Origin of the sequence: Streptomyces sp. 2131.1, assembly GCF_900105515.1 — a bacterium.
In the GTDB taxonomy this organism is placed as follows: domain Bacteria; phylum Actinomycetota; class Actinomycetes; order Streptomycetales; family Streptomycetaceae; genus Streptomyces; species Streptomyces drozdowiczii.
Genome location: NZ_FNSY01000001.1, coordinates 5,891,801 through 5,910,478, shown reverse-complemented (window position 1 = coordinate 5,910,478; position 18,678 = coordinate 5,891,801). Strand labels below are relative to the sequence as shown.

Sequence of the window (18,678 nt, the reverse complement as noted above, 5' to 3'; positions counted from 1 at the left end):
CTCACGCCTCCTTCGGTTCGGTGGGGGCGTTGGTACGGCGGGAGCGGCGCAGCGGCGGCTTGGCACCGAGACGCTTCGGGTCCAGACCGGACCACGGGTGACCACTGGCGAAGAACTTCTTGCGCGCCATGATCGTCATGAGCGGCTTGGTGAAGAAGAACACCACGACGACGTCGAGCAGGGTGGTGAGACCCAGCGTGAACGCGAAACCCTGGACCTTGCCGACGGTCACCACGAACAGGACGGCCGCGGCGAGGAACGACACGAAGTCCGAGACCAGGATGGTGCGCCGGGCACGCGGCCAGCCGCGCTCCACCGCGGGCCGCAGCGTGCGGCCCTCGCGGATCTCGTCCCGGATGCGTTCGAAGTACACGATGAACGAGTCGGCGGTGATACCGATGGCCACGATGGCACCGCAGACGGCCGGAAGGTTCAGCGCGAAGCCGATGGCCGGGCCGAGCAGCGACATGATCGTGTAGCTGAGGATGCCGGAGACCAGGAGGCTGAGCAGGGCGATGAACGCCAGGCCTCGGTAGTAGGCCACCAGGTAGATGACCACGAGGGCGAGGCCGATGGCGCCGGCGATGAGCCCGGCCCGCAGCTGCTCGCCGCCGAGGGCGGCGGTGACGGTGGTGACGCTCTGCTCCTTGAAGGAGAGCGGGAGCGCACCGTAGGAGAGCTGGTTGGCCAGGGCCTCGGCGGTGTCCTGCTGGAAACTGCCGGAGATCTCGGCGCTACCGCTCAGCTGCTCGCTGACGCGGGGGGCGGAGACGACCTCGCCGTCCAGCGCGATGGCGAACTGGTTCTGCGGCTCCTGCTGCGCGGAGAGCTTCTTGGTGATCGTCTGGAACTGCTTGGAGCCCTTGCCGGTGAACTCCATCTGGACGATCCACATGCCGCGCTGCTGGTCGAAGGCGGCCTTGGCGCTCTTGACCTCGGTGCCGGAGACCTCGGCCGGGCCGAGGACGTACTTCATGTTGTCGTCCTGGCCGCAGGCGACGACCGTGTCGCCTGCCTTGCTGCCCTGGGCGGCCTTGGCGCGCGACGCCTTGTTGGAGCAGTCGAGCTCCTGGAACTGCTTCTGGAGCTTCGCTGCGGCCGCCTGGTCCTCGGCGGACGCGGACTCGCTGGCCTTCGGCGACGGCGAGGAGTCGGCCTTCAGGGCGCCGGTGACCGCGCGGCCCTGAGTGGTGGCGGACGCGGACGGCTTCGAGGAGGGGCTGGCGGCCTTGTCGCCGTCCGTCGCCTTCTCGGAGGCGGAGGCGGACGCCTTCGGCGAGGGGGAGCCGCTGGCCTTGCCGGAGGGCGAGGCGCTGGGCTCGGGGGTGGGAGTGCCCTGGGTGACGGTCAGCACGGGCCGGAAGTACAGCTTGGCCGTGGTGCCGACCTGTGCCCGGGCCTGGGCGGAGTTCGTGCCCTTGGGGATGTTGACGATGATGTTGCGCGTGCCCTGGGTCTGGACCTCGGCCTCGGAGACACCAAGACCGTTGACGCGGCGCTCCATGATCTCGACCGCGGTGTCCATGTTGGTCTTGTTGACCGCCTTTTCCTGGCCCGGCTCGGCCTTGGCCTCCAGCGTGATGGAGGTACCGCCCGCAAGGTCGATGCCGAGTCGCGGCGTCGGCTGCTTGGCCAGGAACATCCCGCCCGTGAGGGCGGCCATGACGATCAGGATCAGCGCCAGGGCACGCCCTGGCTTCCCCTGACCGCCGGCCGCGCCCCGGCCCTTCTTCGGTGCTGCCACCTTGTCGTTTCTCCCTGTCCAACCGCCCCGCGCCGGGTATGCGCCCGAGCGGCCACGAAGTTTAGTGGGGGCCCGCCCCCGCGAAGGAGCGCACGGACCGGGGCCGGCCGGATGCCTGTCGGCTCACGGCCGCCCCGCGTCGTGTGTGCTACTTCGCGTCGGCCTCGCCGTCGGCCTTGCCGTCGGACTTCTTCTCGTCCTCGGCCTTGGCCTCGTCCTCGTCGCCCTTGTCCGAGTCGGTCTTCTTGACCAGGTCGGTCTTGGCGTCGTCGGACTCGGCGTCGTCGAGCCCGGTCAGCGAGGAGGCGTCGTCGGGAACGACCGCGCCGTCGACGTCCAGCTCCGGAGTGTCACCGTGCACGATGCGGTTGTACTCCGCGTCGTCGAGGACGGCGCCGATGGCGTTCTTGGCGTAGATGGCGTGTACGCCGGGAGCGACCTCGAGGAGGACCGTGTCGTCGTGAAGCTCCTTGACGGTGGCGTACATGCCCCCGATCGTCCGGACGCCGGTGCCGGGCTGCATTTCATTGCGCATGGCCGCAGCCGCCGCCTGCTTCTTCTTGGCGGACCGCGTCATCAGGAACATGGCCCCGATGAGCACGATGAAGGGGAGGAGAGTCACGGGATTCACGGGACGAGTTTCCTTCGCACGACCGCACTGGAAAGCGGCCTGGTCTACGGGGGTGGGCACACCGACCCTTTAAGGGCGGCATCGGCGGAGTCTAAGCGAGTCCGCATCGATGGAACAACGCCCAGCATGGCACCGTGGTTCCGCTTCCGGTCAACCTGTGACTCATCACGCCCCGAACAGGCCCTGTTGTCCCGTTACGCCGTGCTGCGGCGGCACCATTCCCAGATGGGCCCACGCCGCGGGTGTGGCGACCCGCCCGCGCGGCGTCCTGGCCAGCAGTCCCTCCCGTACGAGGAAGGGCTCTGCGACCTCCTCGACGGTCTCGCGCTCCTCCCCCACGGCCACCGCGAGCGTGGACAGGCCGACCGGGCCGCCGCCGAACAGCTTCAGCAGCGCGCCGAGCACCGCCCGGTCCAGCCGGTCGAGACCCCGGGCGTCGACCTCGTACACCCCGAGGGCCGCCGCGGCGATCTCCCGGTCGATCCGGCCGTCGGCCTTGACCTGGGCGTAGTCCCGCACGCGGCGCAGCAGCCGGTTGGCGATACGGGGCGTGCCCCGGGAGCGCCCGGCGATCTCGGCGGCGCCCTCGGCGTCCAGTTCGACGTCGAGCAGGCGGGCGGAGCGGTGGATCACCCGTTCCAGTTCGGCGGGGGCGTAGAACTCCATGTGGCCGGTGAAGCCGAAGCGGTCGCGCAGCGGGGGTGGCAGGAGGCCGGCCCGGGTGGTCGCCCCGACGAGGGTGAAGGGGGGCAGCTCGAGCGGGATGGCGGTGGCGCCGGGGCCCTTGCCGACGATCACGTCGACCCGGAAGTCCTCCATGGCCATGTACAGCATCTCCTCGGCGGGCCGGGACATGCGGTGGATCTCGTCCAGGAACAGCACCTCGCCCTCCTGGAGCGAGGAGAGGATCGCCGCGAGGTCGCCGGCGTGCTGGATGGCGGGGCCCGAGGTGATCCGGATCGGGGCGTTCATCTCCGCCGCGATGATCATGGACAGGGTGGTCTTGCCGAGGCCCGGCGCGCCGGAGAGCAGCACGTGGTCGGCGGTGGCGCCGCGGGCTCGGGCGGCCTTGAGGACGAGGTCGAGCTGTTCGCGCACCTTTTCCTGGCCGACGAACTCGTCGAGGTCCTTGGGTCGCAGCGCCGCCTCGACCGCGGTGTCGTCGCCGTCCGCGCCGGCGTCGACCAGCCGCTCGTCGAGCCGGTCGTCCATGCCGGCGCCGGTGTCGTCCCAGTTCATCTCGTCTGTCCGCCTCGGATGTATCGGTGCCCGGCCGGGGGTGGCCGGCCGGGCGGAGAAGGGTGGCCCGCGCCGCTCAGCGTGCCCGGTTGAGGGTCTGGAGGGCGGCACGCAGCAGCTGCGGCACGGGCGGCGTCCCGCCGGCGGCGAGGGCCTCCTCGGCCTGCGGTGCGACGGCGGCGACCGCCTCGTCCGCCTCGCGGGTCGCGTAGCCGAGGCCGATGAGGGCGGCCTGGAGCTGGTCGCGCCAGGAGGAGGAGACGGCGGTGCCGATGCCCTGGCCGGGGGCGTGGGCGCCGACCGGGTCGCCGAGCCGGTCCTTCAGTTCCAGCAGGAGCTTCTGGGCGCCCTTCTTGCCGATGCCGGACACGGCGGTGAGGGCCTTCTCGTCACCGGTGGCGACGGCGAGGCGCAGGGCGTCCGGGGTGTGCGTGGCGAGCATGGCCTGGGCGAGCCGGGGCCCGACGCCGCTGGCGGTCTGGAGCAGCTCGAAGACCTGCCGTTCGTCGTCGTCGGCGAAGCCGTACAGGGTCAGCGAGTCCTCGCGGACGACGAGGGAGGTGGCGAGCCTCGCCTCCTGGCCGATGCGCAGGGAGGCCAGGGTGTTCGGGGCGCACTGGACGGCCATGCCGATGCCGCCGACCTCGATGACGGCCGTGGTCGGGGCGAGCGCGGCGACGGGGCCGCTGACGAAGGCGATCATCGGGGGACCTTCCGGACGGGAACGGCTGCGGTGCGCGGGACGCGCGGGGTGCGGGCGGCGGCCGCGTGCGCCTGCTGGAGGCGGTTGAGGGCGGGGGCGCGCCAGATGTGGCAGATGGCGAGCGCCAGGGCGTCGGCGGCGTCGGCCGGTTTCGGCGGGGCGTCCAGCCGCAGGAGCCGGGTCACCATGGCACCCACCTGTGCCTTGTCGGCGCGTCCGCTGCCGGAGACGGCGGCCTTGACCTCGCTCGGGGTGTGCAGGGCGACCGGGAGGCCGCGCCTGGCCGCGCAGAGCATGGCGACGGCGCTGGCCTGGGCGGTGCCCATCACCGTGCGCACGTTGTGCTGGGCGAAGACCCGTTCCACGGCGACGCAGTCGGGGCGGTGCTCGTCGAGCCATTGCTCGATGCCGCGCTCGATCGCCACGAGCCGGTCGCCGAGCTCCGCGTCGGCGGGGGTGCGCACGACGCCCACGCCGCGCATGGTCAGGGGCCGCCCCGCGACGCCTTCGACGACGCCGACCCCGCACCTGGTCAGACCTGGGTCCACGCCGAGCACCCGCACGGTCCGCCCCCTCCCTGCCGATCGGTCAACTGTTCCAGCAGGCTATCGGTCGGCACCGACAATGCGGCGGGCCGGCGGGGTGTGTCCCCGCCGGCCCGTCCACAACAGCCCTGTCAGAACGCGGCTCAGGCGTCGACCTGCGCCATGACCTCGTCGCTGACGTCGAAGTTGGCGAAGACGTTCTGCACGTCGTCGCTGTCCTCCAGCGCGTCGATCAGCTTGAAGATCTTGCGGGCGCCCTCCTCGTCGAGGTCGACCTGCATGGTGGGCAGGAAGTTGGCCTCGGCCGAGTCGTAGTCGATGCCCGCCTCCTGGAGCGCCGTGCGGACCGCGACCATGTCGGTGGCCTCGCTGACGACCTCGTAGCTGTCGCCGAGGTCGTTGACCTCCTCGGCGCCCGCCTCCAGGACGGCACCGAGCACGTCGTCCTCGGTCAGCTCGCCCTTGGGGACGATGACGACGCCCTTGCGGTTGAAGAGGTACGAGACGGAACCCGGGTCGGCCATCGAGCCGCCGTTGCGCGTCATGGCGACCCGTACGTCGGACGCGGCACGGTTGCGGTTGTCGGTGAGGCACTCGATGAGCACCGCGACACCGTTGGGCCCGTAACCCTCGTACATGATCGTCTGGTAGTCGACGCCGCCCGCTTCGAGACCGCCGCCGCGCTTGACCGCGGAGTCGATGTTCTTGTTCGGGACCGAACTCTTCTTCGCCTTCTGGATCGCGTCCACGAGGGTCGGGTTGCCCTCGGGGTCCACACCGCCGGTGCGGGCCGCGACCTCGATGTTCTTGATCAGCTTCGCGAAGAGCTTGCCGCGCTTGGCGTCAATCACGGCCTTCTTGTGCTTCGTCGTAGCCCATTTAGAGTGGCCGGACATCTGCCTTCTCCTTCGCGTCACCAAATTCCGTACGAACCCGAGAGATCCTACCGGGATCGAGTCACCCGGCCGCGCGCACCATCTCGGTGAAGTACGCGTGGAGGCGGTGGTCCCCGGTCAGTTCCGGATGGAATGACGTGGCGAGGGCGTTTTGCTGCCGTACGGCCACGATGTGGCCGCCGTGCTCCGCGATGACCTCGGCCGCGGCGCCCACGGACTCGACCCAGGGGGCCCGGATGAAGACCCCCTCCACGGGTCCGCCGTCGATCCCGGCGACCTCGACGGCCGCCTCGAAGGACTCGTTCTGCCGCCCGAAAGCGTTACGCCGCACGATCATGTCGATGCCGCCCAGCGTCTCCTGGCCCGAGCGGGGGTCGATGATCTTGTCGGCGAGCAGGATCATCCCGGCGCAGGTGCCGTAGACCGGCATCCCGGCCGCGATCCGCTCGCGCAGGGGCTCCAGCATGCCGAACAGGGCGGCCAGCTTGGACATGGTGGTGGACTCGCCGCCGGGCAGGACCAGCCCGTCGACCTCGGCCAGTTCCTCGGGACGCCGGACCGGCCTGGCCAGGGCGTCCGCCGAGGCCAGGGCGATCAGGTGTTCCCGCACGTCGCCCTGGAGGGCCAGGACTCCGATCACAGGGGTGTCGCTCATCGGTGACTACCAGCCGCGGTTGGCGTAGCGCTCGGTCTCGGGCAGCGTGTCGCAGTTGATGCCGACCATGGCCTCGCCCAGGTTCCGGGACGCGTCCGCGATGATCTTCGGGTCGTCGTAGAAGGTGGTGGCCTTCACGATGGCGGCGGCGCGCTTGGCCGGGTCGCCGGACTTGAAGATGCCGGAGCCGACGAAGACGCCCTCGGCACCGAGCTGGCGCATCAGCGCCGCGTCGGCCGGAGTGGCCACGCCGCCCGCGGAGAACAGCACGACGGGCAGCTTGCCCAGCTCGGCGACCTCCTTGACCAGCTCGTAGGGGGCGCGCAGCTCCTTGGCGGCGGCGTACAGCTCGTTGTTGTCGTAGCCGCGCAGCCGGGCGATCTCGTTCTTGATCTGGCGCAGGTGGCGGACCGCCTCGACGACGTTGCCCGTACCGGCCTCGCCCTTGGAGCGGATCATGGCCGCGCCCTCGGCGATACGGCGCAGCGCCTCGCCCAGGTTGGTGGCGCCGCAGACGAACGGGGTGGTGAACGCGAACTTGTCGCTGTGGTTGACCTCGTCGGCCGGGGTCAGCACCTCGGACTCGTCGATGTAGTCGACGCCGAGGGACTGAAGGACCTGTGCCTCGACGAAGTGACCGATGCGGGACTTGGCCATCACCGGGATGGACACCGACTCGATGATCTCCTCGATCATGTTCGGGTCCGACATCCGGGCCACGCCGCCGTCCTTGCGGATGTCGGCCGGCACCCGCTCCAGGGCCATGACGGCCACGGCGCCCGCGTCCTCGGCGATCTTCGCCTGCTCGGCGTTGACGACGTCCATGATCACGCCGCCCTTGAGCTGCTCGGCCATGCCGCGCTTGACGCGGGCGGTGCCGGTGGCCGGGTTGTCGGCGGACTGCGGGGTGCTGGGAAGCGTGGACACGGATGACCTCACTGGGGGGAGCGAATGCGGGAGCGCCGAATGACGCACTCCGAGCAAACTCCCCGGAACCAGTCCACAGCAAGGGCCAATGAGAGGCCGGTGGATCGTTTTGGCCCGCGCCCCCGTGTACGGGAAGGGGCCACTGTCCGTCAGCTGCCGGGGCGGTCCGCCAGGGCCACCGGCGGCTCGTCGTCCATCTCGAACGCCAGCGGGAACGGCGCGTGCCCCGCCAGCCGGAACCAGCGCACCGTGCGGTGGCGCCGCAGCGCCCGCGCCGCCCGGACCGCGTCGTTGTGGAACCTGCGCGCCATCGGCACCCGCCGTACCGCGGCCGCCAGTTCGGACGCCGCCTCCTGACCGCCGGGGATCTCGCGCACCGCCTCCACCTGCGCGCTCTCGCCGAACACCGCGCGCAGGGCGGCGCTCAACTCGCTCTCGGCGACCTCGCGATGGTCCTGGGGCGACTGCCGGGCGGCGTGCGCCGCCTCGTACAGCACGATCGACGCGGCGGGGTCGAGGACCCCGGAGGTGGCGAGCTCCTGGGTGACCGAGGCCCGGCGCAGCAGTTGCGCGTCGAGGGCCGCCCGGGCCGCGTCGATACGGGTGTGCAGCCGGTCTAGGCGGCCCGCGGTCCAGCTGAGGTACAGGCCGATCGCGACGAGCACGACGGCGGCCCAGATGATGAGGGTTACGGTCACGGGCGGCAAGGCTACCGGGGAGCGGGAGCCCGCCCGGCCCGCTACTCCCGCGCCAGCCCGAACCGGGCGCGCAGACCCGTGCGTTCGTCCGCCGCGACCGAGGCCGCGCCGTCCGCCACCGTCTCGTACACCGCCAGGATGTCCGCCCCGACCGTCGACCAGTCGAAGCGCCGGACATGGGCACTGCCGCGCTCGCTCAGCTCGGCGCGCCGCTCCGGGTCGCCCAGCAGCCGGATCGCCGCCCCGGCCAGCGCGTCGGCGTTCTCGTTGGCGAACAGCTCGCCCGCCGCGCCCTGGTCCAGGACCTGCGCGAAGGCGTCCAGGTCGCTGGCGAGGACCGGTGCGCCCGCCGACATGGCCTCGACCAGGATGATCCCGAAGCTCTCGCCGCCGGTGTTGGGCGCCACGTACACGTCGACGCTGCGCAGCAGCCGCGCCTTGTCCTCGTCGCTCACCATGCCGAGGAACTCCACACGCGCGCGCATCTCCTTCGGCAGCGAGGCGACGGCCTCCTCCTCGTCTCCCCGGCCCGCCACCAGCAGCCGGGTGTCGGGGCGGGCGGCGAGGATCGCGGGAAGCGCGCGCATCAGGACGGGCAGGCCCTTGCGGGGCTCGTCGATGCGGCCGATGAAGCCGATCGTGCCGCCCTGCCACTCGGGCCTGGGCTCGGCGCGGGCGAAGAAGTCGACGTCCACGCCGTTCGGGATGACCACGGCGTCCCCGCCGAGATGCTCGACGAGGGTGCGGCGGGCGTACTCGCTGACCGCGATCCGCGCGCTGATCTTCTCCAGCGCGGCCTGCAGGATCGCGTACGCGGCGATCATCGCCCGGGAGCGCGGGTTGGACGTGTGGAACGTGGCGACGATCGGGCCCTGCGCCGCCCAGCACGTCAGCAGCCCCAGCGACGGCGAGGTCGGCTCGTGGATGTGGATGACGTCGAAGGTGCCCTCGTGCAGCCACCGCCGCACCCGCGCCGCCGACAGGAACCCGAAGTTCAGCCGGGCCACCGAGCCGTTGTACGGGACCGGTACGGCCCGGCCCGCGGAGACCACGTACGGAGGCAGCGGCGTCTCGTCGTCGGCGGGCGCCAGCACGGACACCTCGTGGCCGAGCCGGATCAGATGCTCGGCCAGGTCGCGGATGTGGAACTGCACTCCGCCCGGTACGTCCCAGGAGTACGGGCAGACGATGCCGATCTTCACTGCTGGTCTCCGCGGGGTTCGAGGTCGGCGATCCAGAGCCGCTGGAGCATGTGCCAGTCCTCCGGATGCTCGGCGATGCCCAGGGCGAACGCGTCGGCCAGAGCCTGTGTCATGACGGACGTCTTCCCCGTCCTGTCACCTGACTCCGGCACCTCGACCGCCGGATGGATGCGCGCCTTCATCACCGGCGTGTCGTCGTACGAGAGCGTCACCGGCAGCAGCAGCGCGCCGGTCTGCTGGGCGAGCAGCGCGGGGCCGGCCGGCATCCGGGCCGTGTCGCCGAAGAACGACACCTCGACCCCCGACGCCGACAGATCGCGGTCCGCGACCAGGCAGACCAGACCGCCCGACCGCAGCCGCCGGGCCAGCGTTCCGAACGCGGCGCCGCCGTTGTGCGGCAGCACCTCCATGCCCAGGCCTTCGCGGTAGGCGACGAACCGGTCGTACAGCGATTCCGGCTTCAGCCGCTCGGCTACCGTCGTGAACGGCACCTTCAGGTCGGTGGTGACCCACGCCCCCGCCAGGTCCCAGTTCCCCAGGTGCGGCAGGGCGAGGATGACCCCGCGCCCCGAGTCGAGCCCGTCCGTCAGCCGGTGCGCGTCCGTCACGTCGATGGACGCCTTGATCCGCTCCGGGCTCCAGGTGGGCAGCCGGAACGACTCCATCCAGTACCGCATGTACGAGCGCATCCCGGCGCGCGACAGGGCGGCGAGCCTCGCCGGGGCGGCGTCCGGCACGACCCGCTTCAGGTTCGCCTCCAGGCGCAGCACGCTCTTGCCGCGGCGCTTCCACACCTGGTCGGCGAGCGTGCGGAAGAGGGCCCGGGCGGCCGGTTCGGGCAGCGTCTTGACCGCCGCCCAGCCCAGCCCGTACAGCGCGTCGCTCAGCCGCTCCTTCGCGCCGGGCCGCGCGTCGGCGCCGGCGCCGCTCACCGCGAGGCCGCGTCGGCCGCGTCCGCCTCCGCGGCCTCGCGGCGGACGGTGACGACGCGCTGGACCAGCGTCACCAGGCTGCCGACGGCGACGATCCACAGCGCGATCGGCAGCAGCACCTGGATGCCCGGCACGCCGAACTTGTGCAGCCCCGCGAAACCGGCCGCCACCAGCGAGATCACCAGGCGCTCGGCACGCTCCACGAGCCCGTTGACCGCCACCGGCAGACCGATCGCCTCACCGCGCGCCTTCGTGTACGAGACCACCTGACCGCTCGCCAGGCAGAAGATCGCGACCGCGCACAGGACGTTGTCGTCGCCGCTGCCGGCGTACCAGAGGGCGAAGCCGCCGAAGATCGCGCCGTCTGCGACCCGGTCGAGCGTGGAGTCCAGGAACGCGCCCCACCGGCTGGAGATGCCGGCCTGGCGTGCCATGTTCCCGTCGACGAGGTCGGAGAACACGAAGATCGTGATGACGATCGTGCCCCAGAAGAACTCCCCCATCGGGAAGAAGACCAGCGCACCGGCCATCACCCCGGCCGTACCGATCAGGGTGACCGCGTCCGGGCTCACGCCCAGGCGGAGCAGCAGTGCGGCGAACGGCGTGAGGACACGCGTGAAAAAGGCACGCGCGTACTTGTTCAGCATGGCCTTCCCGAGGGGTAGGTGGGCCGCTTGGCCCCGTCGGCCACCGGCTGGAGGGTGCTGAAGGTCTTGGTTGGCTCGGGGGGCGGTGTCCGGTCCGCGCGGCTGCAAGGCGCCGGAGCGTCTCCATGGCGGAGCCATGAAGGCGTTTCGGCAACGCCGCAGACGTGCGTGCCGGGCGCCGCGAGCCCGGCCAGGGCCCTCAGCACCCTCCGCGCCCATCGTAGTCACGCCGGGGGACCGGCACCGTCCGGGCACCCCGGACACCCGTATGGACGCGGTCCGCGGGGAGTGCCAAGCTCGGAATACCGCGGGCGTCGCCGCAGCCGCCGCGCCGGCCCCTGAGTGCGTGCCCGTACCGGCCGACAGGAGGCACGACCATGGGCGACAAGGTACACGCGCACACCGGAGCCGCCGGAGGAGCACCGCGGGCCGGCCGTCCCCGCGACCTGCGCAACGTGGCACTGGTCGGCCACAGCGGCTCCGGCAAGACCACCCTCGTCGAGGCGCTCGCGCAGACCGCCGGCGCGATCAACCGGCCTGGCCGGGTCGAGGACGGCACCACGGTCTCCGACCACGAGGAGATCGAGCACCGCCGGAACAGGTCCGTCCGGCTCTCCCTGGTTCCGCTGGACTGGGACGGCCACCGGATCAACCTGCTGGACACCCCCGGCTACGCCGACTTCGTCGGGGAGGTCAGGGCCGGGCTGCGCGCTGCGGACGCGGCCCTCTTCGTCGTATCGGCGGCCCAGGAGGCGGAGGCCGTGGCGGCCACCACCCGTGCCCTGTGGGAGGAGTGCGCCGCCGTCTCCATGCCCCGCGCCATCGTCGTCACCCACCTCGACACCGCCCGCACCCCGTTCGACGCGATGACCCGGCTCTGCGGTGAACTCTTCGGCGCCGACGACCCCGACGCCGTACTCCCCCTCTACCTGCCCGTGCTCGGCCCGGAGGCCGCCGACGGGCACGCCCCGCTCACCGGCCTCACCGGCCTGCTCTCGCAGCGGATCCTCGACTACTCCGGCGGCGAGCGCGCCGAGCACCCGCCCGCCGGCGACGAGCGGACACCCCTCGCCGAGGCCCGGGCCCGGCTCATCGAGGGGATCATCGCCGAGAGCGAGGACGAGACCCTGATGTACCGCTACCTCGGCGGCGAGACCATCGACACCGAGACACTCGTCCGCGACCTGGAACGCGCCGTGGCCCGCGGCTCCCTCCACCCCGTCCTCGCCGCCGCGCCCGCGGCCGACGGCGCCCGCCAGGGCATCGGCACCGTCGAACTCCTCGACCTGATCACCCGCGGCTTCCCGACCCCGCTCGAACACCCGCTGCCCACCGTCACCACCCCGGACGGCTCCCCGCTCCCCGCCCTGACGAGCGACCCCGACGGCCCCCTGGTCGCCGAGGTCGTCAAGACCTCCTCCGACCCCTACGTCGGCCGGCTCTCCCTCGTCCGCGTCTTCTCCGGCATCCTGCGCCCCGACGACACCGTGCACGTCTACGGCCACGGCCTCGACGGCCCCGCCCACGAGGACCGCCCCTGCCACCAGGACCGGACCCGCGTCGGCGCCCTCACCTCGCCCTTCGGGAAACAGCAGCGTCCCCTCGACGCGTGCGTCGCCGGGGACCTCGCCTGTGTCGCCCGCCTCGACACCGCCGAGACCGGCGACACCCTCTCCGGCACCGGCCACCCGCTGCTCCTCGAACCCTGGACCACCCCCGACCCCCTGCTGCCGCTGGCCCTCCGCGCCCACAGCAAGGCCGACGAGGACAAGCTCTCCCACAGCCTGGCCCGCCTCGTCGCCGAGGACCCGGCCATGCGCCTCGAACAGAACCCGGACACCGGCCAGCTCGTCCTGTGGTGCCTGGGCGAGGCGCACCTCGACGTCGCCCTTGACCGGCTGCGCGACCACTACGGGGTCCAGGTCGACACCGTCCCGCACCGCGTCGCACTCCGCGAGACCTTCGCGGGACCCGCCACCGGACACGGCCGCCACGTGAAGCAGTCCGGCGGCCACGGTCAGTACGCCGTCTGCGAGATCGATGTCGAACCCCTGCCCGCCGGCTCCGGCATCGAATTCGTCGACCGGGTCGTCGGCGGCGCCGTGCCCCGACCGTTCATCGCCTCCGTCGAGAAGGGCGTCCGCGCCCAGGCCGCCCGGGGCGTCGCCGCCGGGCACCCGCTCGTCGACATCCGGGTCGTCCTGCGGGACGGCAAGGCCCACTCCGTGGACTCGTCCGACGCCGCCTTCCAGACCGCCGGCGCCCTGGCCCTGCGCGAGGCCGCCGCCGAGGCGCACGTCCGGTTCCTGGAGCCCGTCGCCGAGGTCCGCGTCCTCGTTCCCGACGACTACGTCGGCCCCGTGATGAGCGACCTCTCGGGCCGCCGCGGCCGGGTCACCGGCACCGAACAGACGGGCACCGGACGCACCCTCGTACGCGCCGACGTCCCCGAACTGGAGATCGGCCGGTACGCGGTCGACCTGCGCTCGCTGACCCACGGCACCGGCCGCTTCGACCGCGCGTACGCCCGCCACGAGCCCATGCCCGCCCAGCTCGCCGGCCGCGTCCACGCCCAGCAGGGGTGACGCGAAAGAGCCGCTCCCCCAGGACGTTGTCCACAGGGCCGGACGACGGACGTATCCGGACGATACGCTGAGACCCCAGCTCAGAAAGTGTGCCGGGCACGGCAGTTGGGAAACAGCCGCAGGAGCGGTTCTTCGGTGGCGAGTGGGGGCGACAGTGGCCAGCAACGGATTCGATTTCTCTCCCGGAGCGCAGATTCCGCTCCAGGGGTCGGCAGGCGCGGCGGTGGCGACCAACGCCCTCGCCTCCGCGGCGTACCGCGACAGCCCGGTGGAGGACCTCCTCAAGGCCAACAGCGAGTGGCACAAGTCCGAGGTGAAGAAGGGCCGTTCCGACTACTTCAAGCCGAACCTCGGCGAGGCGTTCTCCCGCGCCGTCCAGGAACGCATGCTCGGCGGAGCCCGTAAAGCGCTCATCCAGTCCTTCGGCAGCGACCCGCAGACCGTCGTCGAGCACTGCCTCTCCGCGAGCCGCCTGCGCAAGGCCCGCGACACCAGACTCACCGCCGTCACCGCCCTGTTCGGCTTCCTGTTCCTGCCCGGCATGCTGATGTGGGTCATCGCCTTCCGGGTCCGCGACAGCTTCGCCAAGACCAAGGACAAGCTCCTCACCGCCCTCGGCAACAGCCTGCTCCCCCTCGTCGGCATCGGCGTGATCTTCCTCCTGATCAAGCTCCCGATGACCGGATTCCTCGGGCTCTACCTCCGCGCCATGGTCGTCGCCCCCGTCATCGGCTGGTACATCGCCAAACGCATCGCGGAGAAGTCCGCCCAGGACATGCGCGCCCGCTGGGAGGGCCTGCTCTCCGGCGGCGGCGTCGTCGCCAAGATCCCCGAAGCCGTCCCGAAGAATCCCAGCGAGACCGCCCGCGAGGCCCTGCGGCAAGGCCTGGAGAAGCTCTCCGCCGAACAGCAGTCCAACTCCGTCTTCTACGCCGGACCCAAGGGCATCCTCGGCATGGGCACCCGCTGGGGCAGCTGGCAGCTCGCCGAGGACCTCGTCCCCAAGGACCCCGGCAAGGAGATCCACCAGTTCCGCAGCTGGGACGTCATCCGCGTCATCCACGACCAGCTGAAACTGCTCGAACGCGGCCCCCTCAACACCGGCGGCTTCCCCACCCCCTCCGTCACCCACTGGATCGTCACCCCCGTCGGGGAGAACGCCGACGCCGTCACCCGCCGCGAGGGCGAGGACGTCGCCACCTTCCAGATCAAGCCCCACGAGATACAGCGGATCTGCAACCACCAGCAGTTCGGCGGCGGCGACCGGCACTACCTCGGCGTCCAGTTCACCCTCTGGGACGGCCAGCTCGTCATCACCATGATGATCACGGTCACCGTCCTCTTCGAGACCCTGCGCATCGAGGTCACCGGACACGCCCTCGGCCCCGTCCACTCCCTCTTCACCAGCAAGCCCGCCGCAAAGACCAGGACCGTCAACAAGACCGTCCGGTTCTGGGAGACCCGCGACATCACCCTCGCCCTCGTCGACGCCCACGAGGTCACCCGGCTCGCACTGCGCGCCCCCTTCACCTGGTACCCGCCGGTCCTGGACTACCTCGGCGGCAAGATCGCCCTGCCCGAACCCTTCGGGCTCCGCCACGCCTGGGCCGAGAAGCCCTGGCGCCACCGCTTCATGGCCGACGACGCCATGCGCGCCGCCACCCCCGTCCTGCGCGTCGTGCACAACGCGGCGATCAAGGTCCTGGAGGAGCACGGAGTGGACACCGAGCGCTTCAACAACCGCTCGTCGGTCCTGAGCGGCCTCGTCCAGCAGCCCACCCCCGGCAAGGCCGACCTCTACGACGCATGACCACCCGCGTACGCGAACGGGGCGCCCCGGAAGGAATCCGGGGCGCCCCGCACTGCGAGCGGGAACGAATCAAGCGGCCGGCCAGGCGTCCGCCAGCATCTTCCGCGTGTCCGCCAGCAGCTGCGGCAGCACCTTGGTGTGCCCCACCACCGGCATGAAGTTGGCGTCACCGCCCCACCGTGGCACCAGGTGCTGGTGCAGATGCGCGGCGATCCCCGCCCCCGCGACCTCGCCCTGGTTCATCCCGATGTTGAAACCGTGCGCACCCGAAGCCGCCCGCAGCGCGGTCATCGCCCGCTTCGTGAAATCGGCCAGTTCCGCCGTCTCCGGACCGTCCAGCTCCGTGTAGTCCGCGACATGCCGGTACGGCACCACCAGCAGATGCCCGCCGTTGTACGGATACAGATTCAGCACGGCGTAGACCTTCGCACCGCGCGCGACGACGAGCCCGTCCTCGTCCGACAGCGCCGGAATCCCGCAGAACGGACAGCCGTCCCCCGCGTCCGGGCCGGTCGGCTTGTTCTCCCCCTGGATGTACGCCATCCGGTGGGGCGTCCACAGGCGCTGGAACGCGTCGGGCGTCCCCACTCCGATCTGCTGCTCCGGCTCACTCGTCATGCCGGCCAGCATATTGCGTCACCTGCGCGGAGCGTGTCGCCGGGGCCGATCCCGCTCACGTACCGCGATGCTGGGCCGATGAGCGCGCGCACCCCGGCCCCGCCCCCTCCCGCCCTCACCCAATGGGAGCGACGCACCGAGATCCCGCTCCTCTCCGCCTCACTCGTCTTCCTCGCCGGGTACGCCTTCCGCGTCCTCGCCCCGCGCGACGCCCAGCCCTGGCACGACCTGTCCCTCGCCCTCGTCGGCGCGACCTGGCTGCTGTTCATCGTCGACTACGCGGTACGCCTCCGGCTCAGCCGCCTGGGCCACCGCTTCCCGCGCGTCCACTGGCTCGACACCCTCGTCCTGATCCTGCCGCTGCTGCGCCCGCTGCGGATGGTGCAGGTCTATACGGCCGTCCAGAAGAAGCGGGACCGGCCGCGCCTCGGCCTGTACGCGCGGGTGATCGCGTACGCCGGGATGACGGCCGTGCTCCTCGGCTTCTCGGCGGCCCTCAGCGTCTACCACTGGGAGCACGACGCCCCGGGCGCCTCGATCCGCACGTTCGGGGACGCCGTCTGGTGGGCGTGCGCGACGCTGACGACGGTGGGTTACGGGGACGCCGTGCCGGTCACGACGGCGGGCCGGATCATCGCGGCGGGCCTGATGGCTTGCGGCCTGGGGCTGCTGGGCGCGGTGACGGGTGCGTTCTCGTCCTGGCTGATCCAGGCGTTCCGGCGGGAGGACGAGAAGGAGCCCCCGGCGAGCTCGTAGCTCACCGGGGGCTCATCCCCGCTTGCGCGGGGAGCAGTAAAGCTCGTTGCCAAGCTTGCGGTGATCCCGCGGGTCACCCCCGCTCGTGCGGGGAACACTCACACCTGCACGCGACGCTCCACCACGTCAACGAGCTTGGCGATCGCTTCGTCACGGGCGATGCCGTTCTCCTGCGAACCGTCGCGGTACCGGAACGACACCGTGCCCGCGTTCATGTCGTCGTCGCCGACGATGATCATGAACGGCACCTTGGCCTTCTGGTGATTGCGGATCTTCTTCTGCATCCGGTCCGACGACGCGTCCACCTCAACGCGCAGGCCCTCCTTCCGGGCCTCCGCCGCGAACTCCTGGAGGTACGGGATGTGGGTGTCGCCGATCGGGATGCCGACCGCCTGGACCGGGGCCAGCCAGACCGGGAACGCACCCGCGTAGTGCTCCAGGAGCACCGCGAAGAAGCGTTCGATGGAGCCGAACAGGGCACGGTGGATCATGACCGGGCGCTGCTTGGAGCCGTCCGGACCGGTGTACTCCAGGTCGAACCGCTCCGGCAGGTTGAAGTCGAGCTGGATGGTCGACATCTGCCAGGTCCGCCCGATGGCGTCCCGCGCCTGCACCGAGATCTTCGGGCCGTAGAACGCGGCCCCGCCCGGGTCCGGAACCAGGGGCAGGCCCTGCTTCTCGGCGACCTGGCGCAGCGTCTCGGTGGCCTCTTCCCAGGTCTCGTCCGACCCGACGAACTTGGTCTCGTCCTTGGTGGACAGCTCCAGGTAGAAGTCGGTGAGCCCGTAGTCACGGAGCAGGTTCAGGACGAAGGTGAGCGTCCGGTCCAGCTCCTCCGCCATCTGCTCACGGGTGCAGTAGATGTGCGCGTCGTCCTGCGTGAAGCCGCGCGAGCGGGTCAGGCCGTGCACGACACCCGACTTCTCGTACCGGTACACCGTGCCGAACTCGAACAGCCTCAAGGGCAGTTCACGGTACGAACGGCCGCGCGCGTCGAAGATCAGGTTGTGCATCGGGCAGTTCATCGGCTTGAGGTAGTAGTCCACCCCTTCGTCGAGCTGCATGGGCGGGTACATGCCGTCGGCGTACCAGTCCAGGTGGCCGGACTTCTCGAAGAGCTTGCCCTTGGTGGCGTGCGGCGAGTAGACGAACTCGTAGCCCTCCTCCTCGTGGCGGCGGCGCGAGTAGTCCTCCATGGCCCGGCGGATGACGCCGCCCTTGGGGTGGAAGACGGCGAGGCCGGGGCCGATCTCGTCCGGGAAGGAGAAGAGGTCCAGTTCGGCCCCCAGGCGGCGGTGGTCCCGCTTGGCGGCCTCCTCCAGGAACTCCAGGTGCGCCTTCAGCTCGTCCTTGGTCGGCCAGGCGGTGCCGTAGATGCGCTGGAGCATCGGGTTGCGCTCGCTGCCCCGCCAGTACGCGGCGGCGTTCCGCATCAGCTTGAACGCCGGGATGAACCGGGTGGTCGGCAGGTGCGGACCCCGGCAGAGGTCCTTCCAGCAGAGCTCGCCGGTCTTCGGGTCGAGGTTGTCGTAGATGGTCAGCTCGCCGCCGCCCACCTCGACGTCCGCGCCGTCGTCCGAGGAGGCGGAGCCCTTGATGCCGATGAGCTCCAGCTTGTACGGCTCGTCTGCCAGCTCCTCGCGGGCGGCCTCGTCCGTCACGACCCGGCGGGAGAACTTCTGGCCCCGCTTCTGGATCTCCTGCATCTTCTTCTCGATGGCCTTGAGATCCTCGGGCGTGAACGGCTTCTCGACGTCGAAGTCGTAGTAGAAGCCGTCCTTGACCGGCGGGCCGATGCCGAGCTTGGCCTCGGGGTGCAGCTCCTGCACGGCCTGGGCCATGACGTGCGCGGTGGAGTGGCGCAGGATGTTGAGGCCGTCCTCGGAGGAGATTTCGACGGGCTCGACGGTCTCGCCGTCCTTGAGCTCGTACGCGAGGTCCTTCAGCTCGCCGCCGACGCGGGCCGCGACGATGGTGCGCTCACCGGGGAAGAGGTCGGCCGCCGTAGTGCCCGTCGTCACCACGCGCTCTTCCCGCTCGGAATCGCGTTGGATGGTCACACGGACGTCTGACACCGGTCTCTCCTGACT

17 protein-coding genes are annotated in these 18,678 nt (G+C 71.1%); 3 read left to right on the top strand and 14 right to left on the bottom strand.

The features are described 5' to 3' along the window. Position 1: 1 nt before the first annotated feature. From secD to pgsA, 12 genes are all read right to left on the bottom strand, one after another. On the bottom strand, positions 2-1,744 hold the full coding sequence (secD, locus tag BLW14_RS26695) for a protein translocase subunit SecD (RefSeq protein ID WP_093709698.1): 1,743 nt from the start codon (positions 1,742-1,744) through the stop codon (positions 2-4). A gap of 148 nt (positions 1,745-1,892) precedes the next feature. Then, the gene (gene yajC, locus BLW14_RS26690; RefSeq protein ID WP_093709697.1) at positions 1,893-2,375 is read right to left on the bottom strand and encodes a preprotein translocase subunit YajC; all 483 of its coding nucleotides are present in this window, start codon (positions 2,373-2,375) and stop codon (positions 1,893-1,895) included. A gap of 165 nt (positions 2,376-2,540) precedes the next feature. Beyond that, on the bottom strand, positions 2,541-3,614 hold the full coding sequence (gene ruvB / locus BLW14_RS26685; protein WP_093709696.1) for a Holliday junction branch migration DNA helicase RuvB: 1,074 nt from the start codon (positions 3,612-3,614) through the stop codon (positions 2,541-2,543). A 76-nt stretch (positions 3,615-3,690) separates the two neighbouring features. After that, entirely contained in the window at positions 3,691-4,317 is a 627-nt protein-coding gene (ruvA, locus tag BLW14_RS26680; RefSeq protein ID WP_093709695.1) for a Holliday junction branch migration protein RuvA, read from the bottom strand. Next, a complete protein-coding gene (gene ruvC, locus BLW14_RS26675; protein WP_093709694.1) occupies positions 4,314-4,880 on the bottom strand; it encodes a crossover junction endodeoxyribonuclease RuvC in 567 nt (188 codons plus the stop codon). Before ruvC ends, ruvA begins: the two co-directional genes overlap by 4 nt. Before the next feature lie 125 nt (positions 4,881-5,005). Further along, positions 5,006-5,758 carry a YebC/PmpR family DNA-binding transcriptional regulator gene (locus BLW14_RS26670; protein WP_026242824.1) on the bottom strand — a complete coding sequence of 251 codons (753 nt, stop codon included), beginning with the start codon at positions 5,756-5,758 and terminating at the stop codon, positions 5,006-5,008. 61 nt (positions 5,759-5,819) lie between these two features. Then, positions 5,820-6,413 (bottom strand): pyridoxal 5'-phosphate synthase glutaminase subunit PdxT, encoded by a 594-nt coding sequence (gene pdxT / locus BLW14_RS26665; RefSeq protein ID WP_093709693.1) that lies wholly within the window; start codon positions 6,411-6,413, stop codon positions 5,820-5,822. A gap of 6 nt (positions 6,414-6,419) precedes the next feature. Next, positions 6,420-7,340, bottom strand: a complete 921-nt coding sequence (pdxS, locus tag BLW14_RS26660) for a pyridoxal 5'-phosphate synthase lyase subunit PdxS (protein ID WP_018524206.1) — start codon at positions 7,338-7,340, stop codon at positions 6,420-6,422. A gap of 149 nt (positions 7,341-7,489) precedes the next feature. Next, positions 7,490-8,038 (bottom strand): LemA family protein, encoded by a 549-nt coding sequence (locus BLW14_RS26655; protein ID WP_093709692.1) that lies wholly within the window; start codon positions 8,036-8,038, stop codon positions 7,490-7,492. A gap of 41 nt (positions 8,039-8,079) precedes the next feature. Further along, positions 8,080-9,240: a glycosyltransferase family 4 protein gene (locus tag BLW14_RS26650; RefSeq protein WP_093709691.1), complete on the bottom strand. Its 1,161-nt coding sequence runs from the start codon at positions 9,238-9,240 to the stop codon at positions 8,080-8,082. Beyond that, a complete protein-coding gene (locus BLW14_RS26645; protein WP_093709690.1) occupies positions 9,237-10,172 on the bottom strand; it encodes a phosphatidylinositol mannoside acyltransferase in 936 nt (311 codons plus the stop codon). The genes BLW14_RS26650 and BLW14_RS26645 overlap by 4 nt, the downstream gene beginning before the upstream one ends. Continuing rightward, complete coding sequence (gene pgsA / locus BLW14_RS26640; protein ID WP_093709689.1) at positions 10,169-10,819, bottom strand: phosphatidylinositol phosphate synthase; 651 nt, start codon at positions 10,817-10,819, stop codon at positions 10,169-10,171. Before pgsA ends, BLW14_RS26645 begins: the two co-directional genes overlap by 4 nt. A gap of 377 nt (positions 10,820-11,196) precedes the next feature. On the opposite strand from pgsA, the gene BLW14_RS26635 reads away from it, so the two are divergent. Continuing rightward, positions 11,197-13,404 carry an elongation factor G-like protein EF-G2 gene (locus tag BLW14_RS26635; RefSeq protein ID WP_093709688.1) on the top strand — a complete coding sequence of 736 codons (2,208 nt, stop codon included), beginning with the start codon at positions 11,197-11,199 and terminating at the stop codon, positions 13,402-13,404. Positions 13,405-13,558: 154 nt separating this feature from the next. Continuing rightward, the gene (locus BLW14_RS26630; RefSeq protein WP_093709687.1) at positions 13,559-15,214 is read left to right on the top strand and encodes a hypothetical protein; all 1,656 of its coding nucleotides are present in this window, start codon (positions 13,559-13,561) and stop codon (positions 15,212-15,214) included. Between the two features lie 69 nt (positions 15,215-15,283). On the opposite strand, the gene BLW14_RS26625 is transcribed toward BLW14_RS26630, so the two are convergent. Next, complete coding sequence (locus BLW14_RS26625) at positions 15,284-15,844, bottom strand: HIT family protein (protein ID WP_018524199.1); 561 nt, start codon at positions 15,842-15,844, stop codon at positions 15,284-15,286. Between the two features lie 66 nt (positions 15,845-15,910). Here BLW14_RS26625 and BLW14_RS26620 point away from each other — a divergent pair, with 66 nt between their 5' ends. Further along, a complete protein-coding gene (locus tag BLW14_RS26620) occupies positions 15,911-16,588 on the top strand; it encodes a potassium channel family protein (RefSeq protein WP_093709686.1) in 678 nt (225 codons plus the stop codon). Positions 16,589-16,686: 98 nt separating this feature from the next. On the opposite strand, the gene thrS is transcribed toward BLW14_RS26620, so the two are convergent. Continuing rightward, positions 16,687-18,663, bottom strand: coding sequence for a threonine--tRNA ligase (thrS, locus tag BLW14_RS26615; RefSeq protein ID WP_093709685.1), 1,977 nt, complete (start codon positions 18,661-18,663; stop codon positions 16,687-16,689). Positions 18,664-18,678 lie beyond the last annotated feature (15 nt).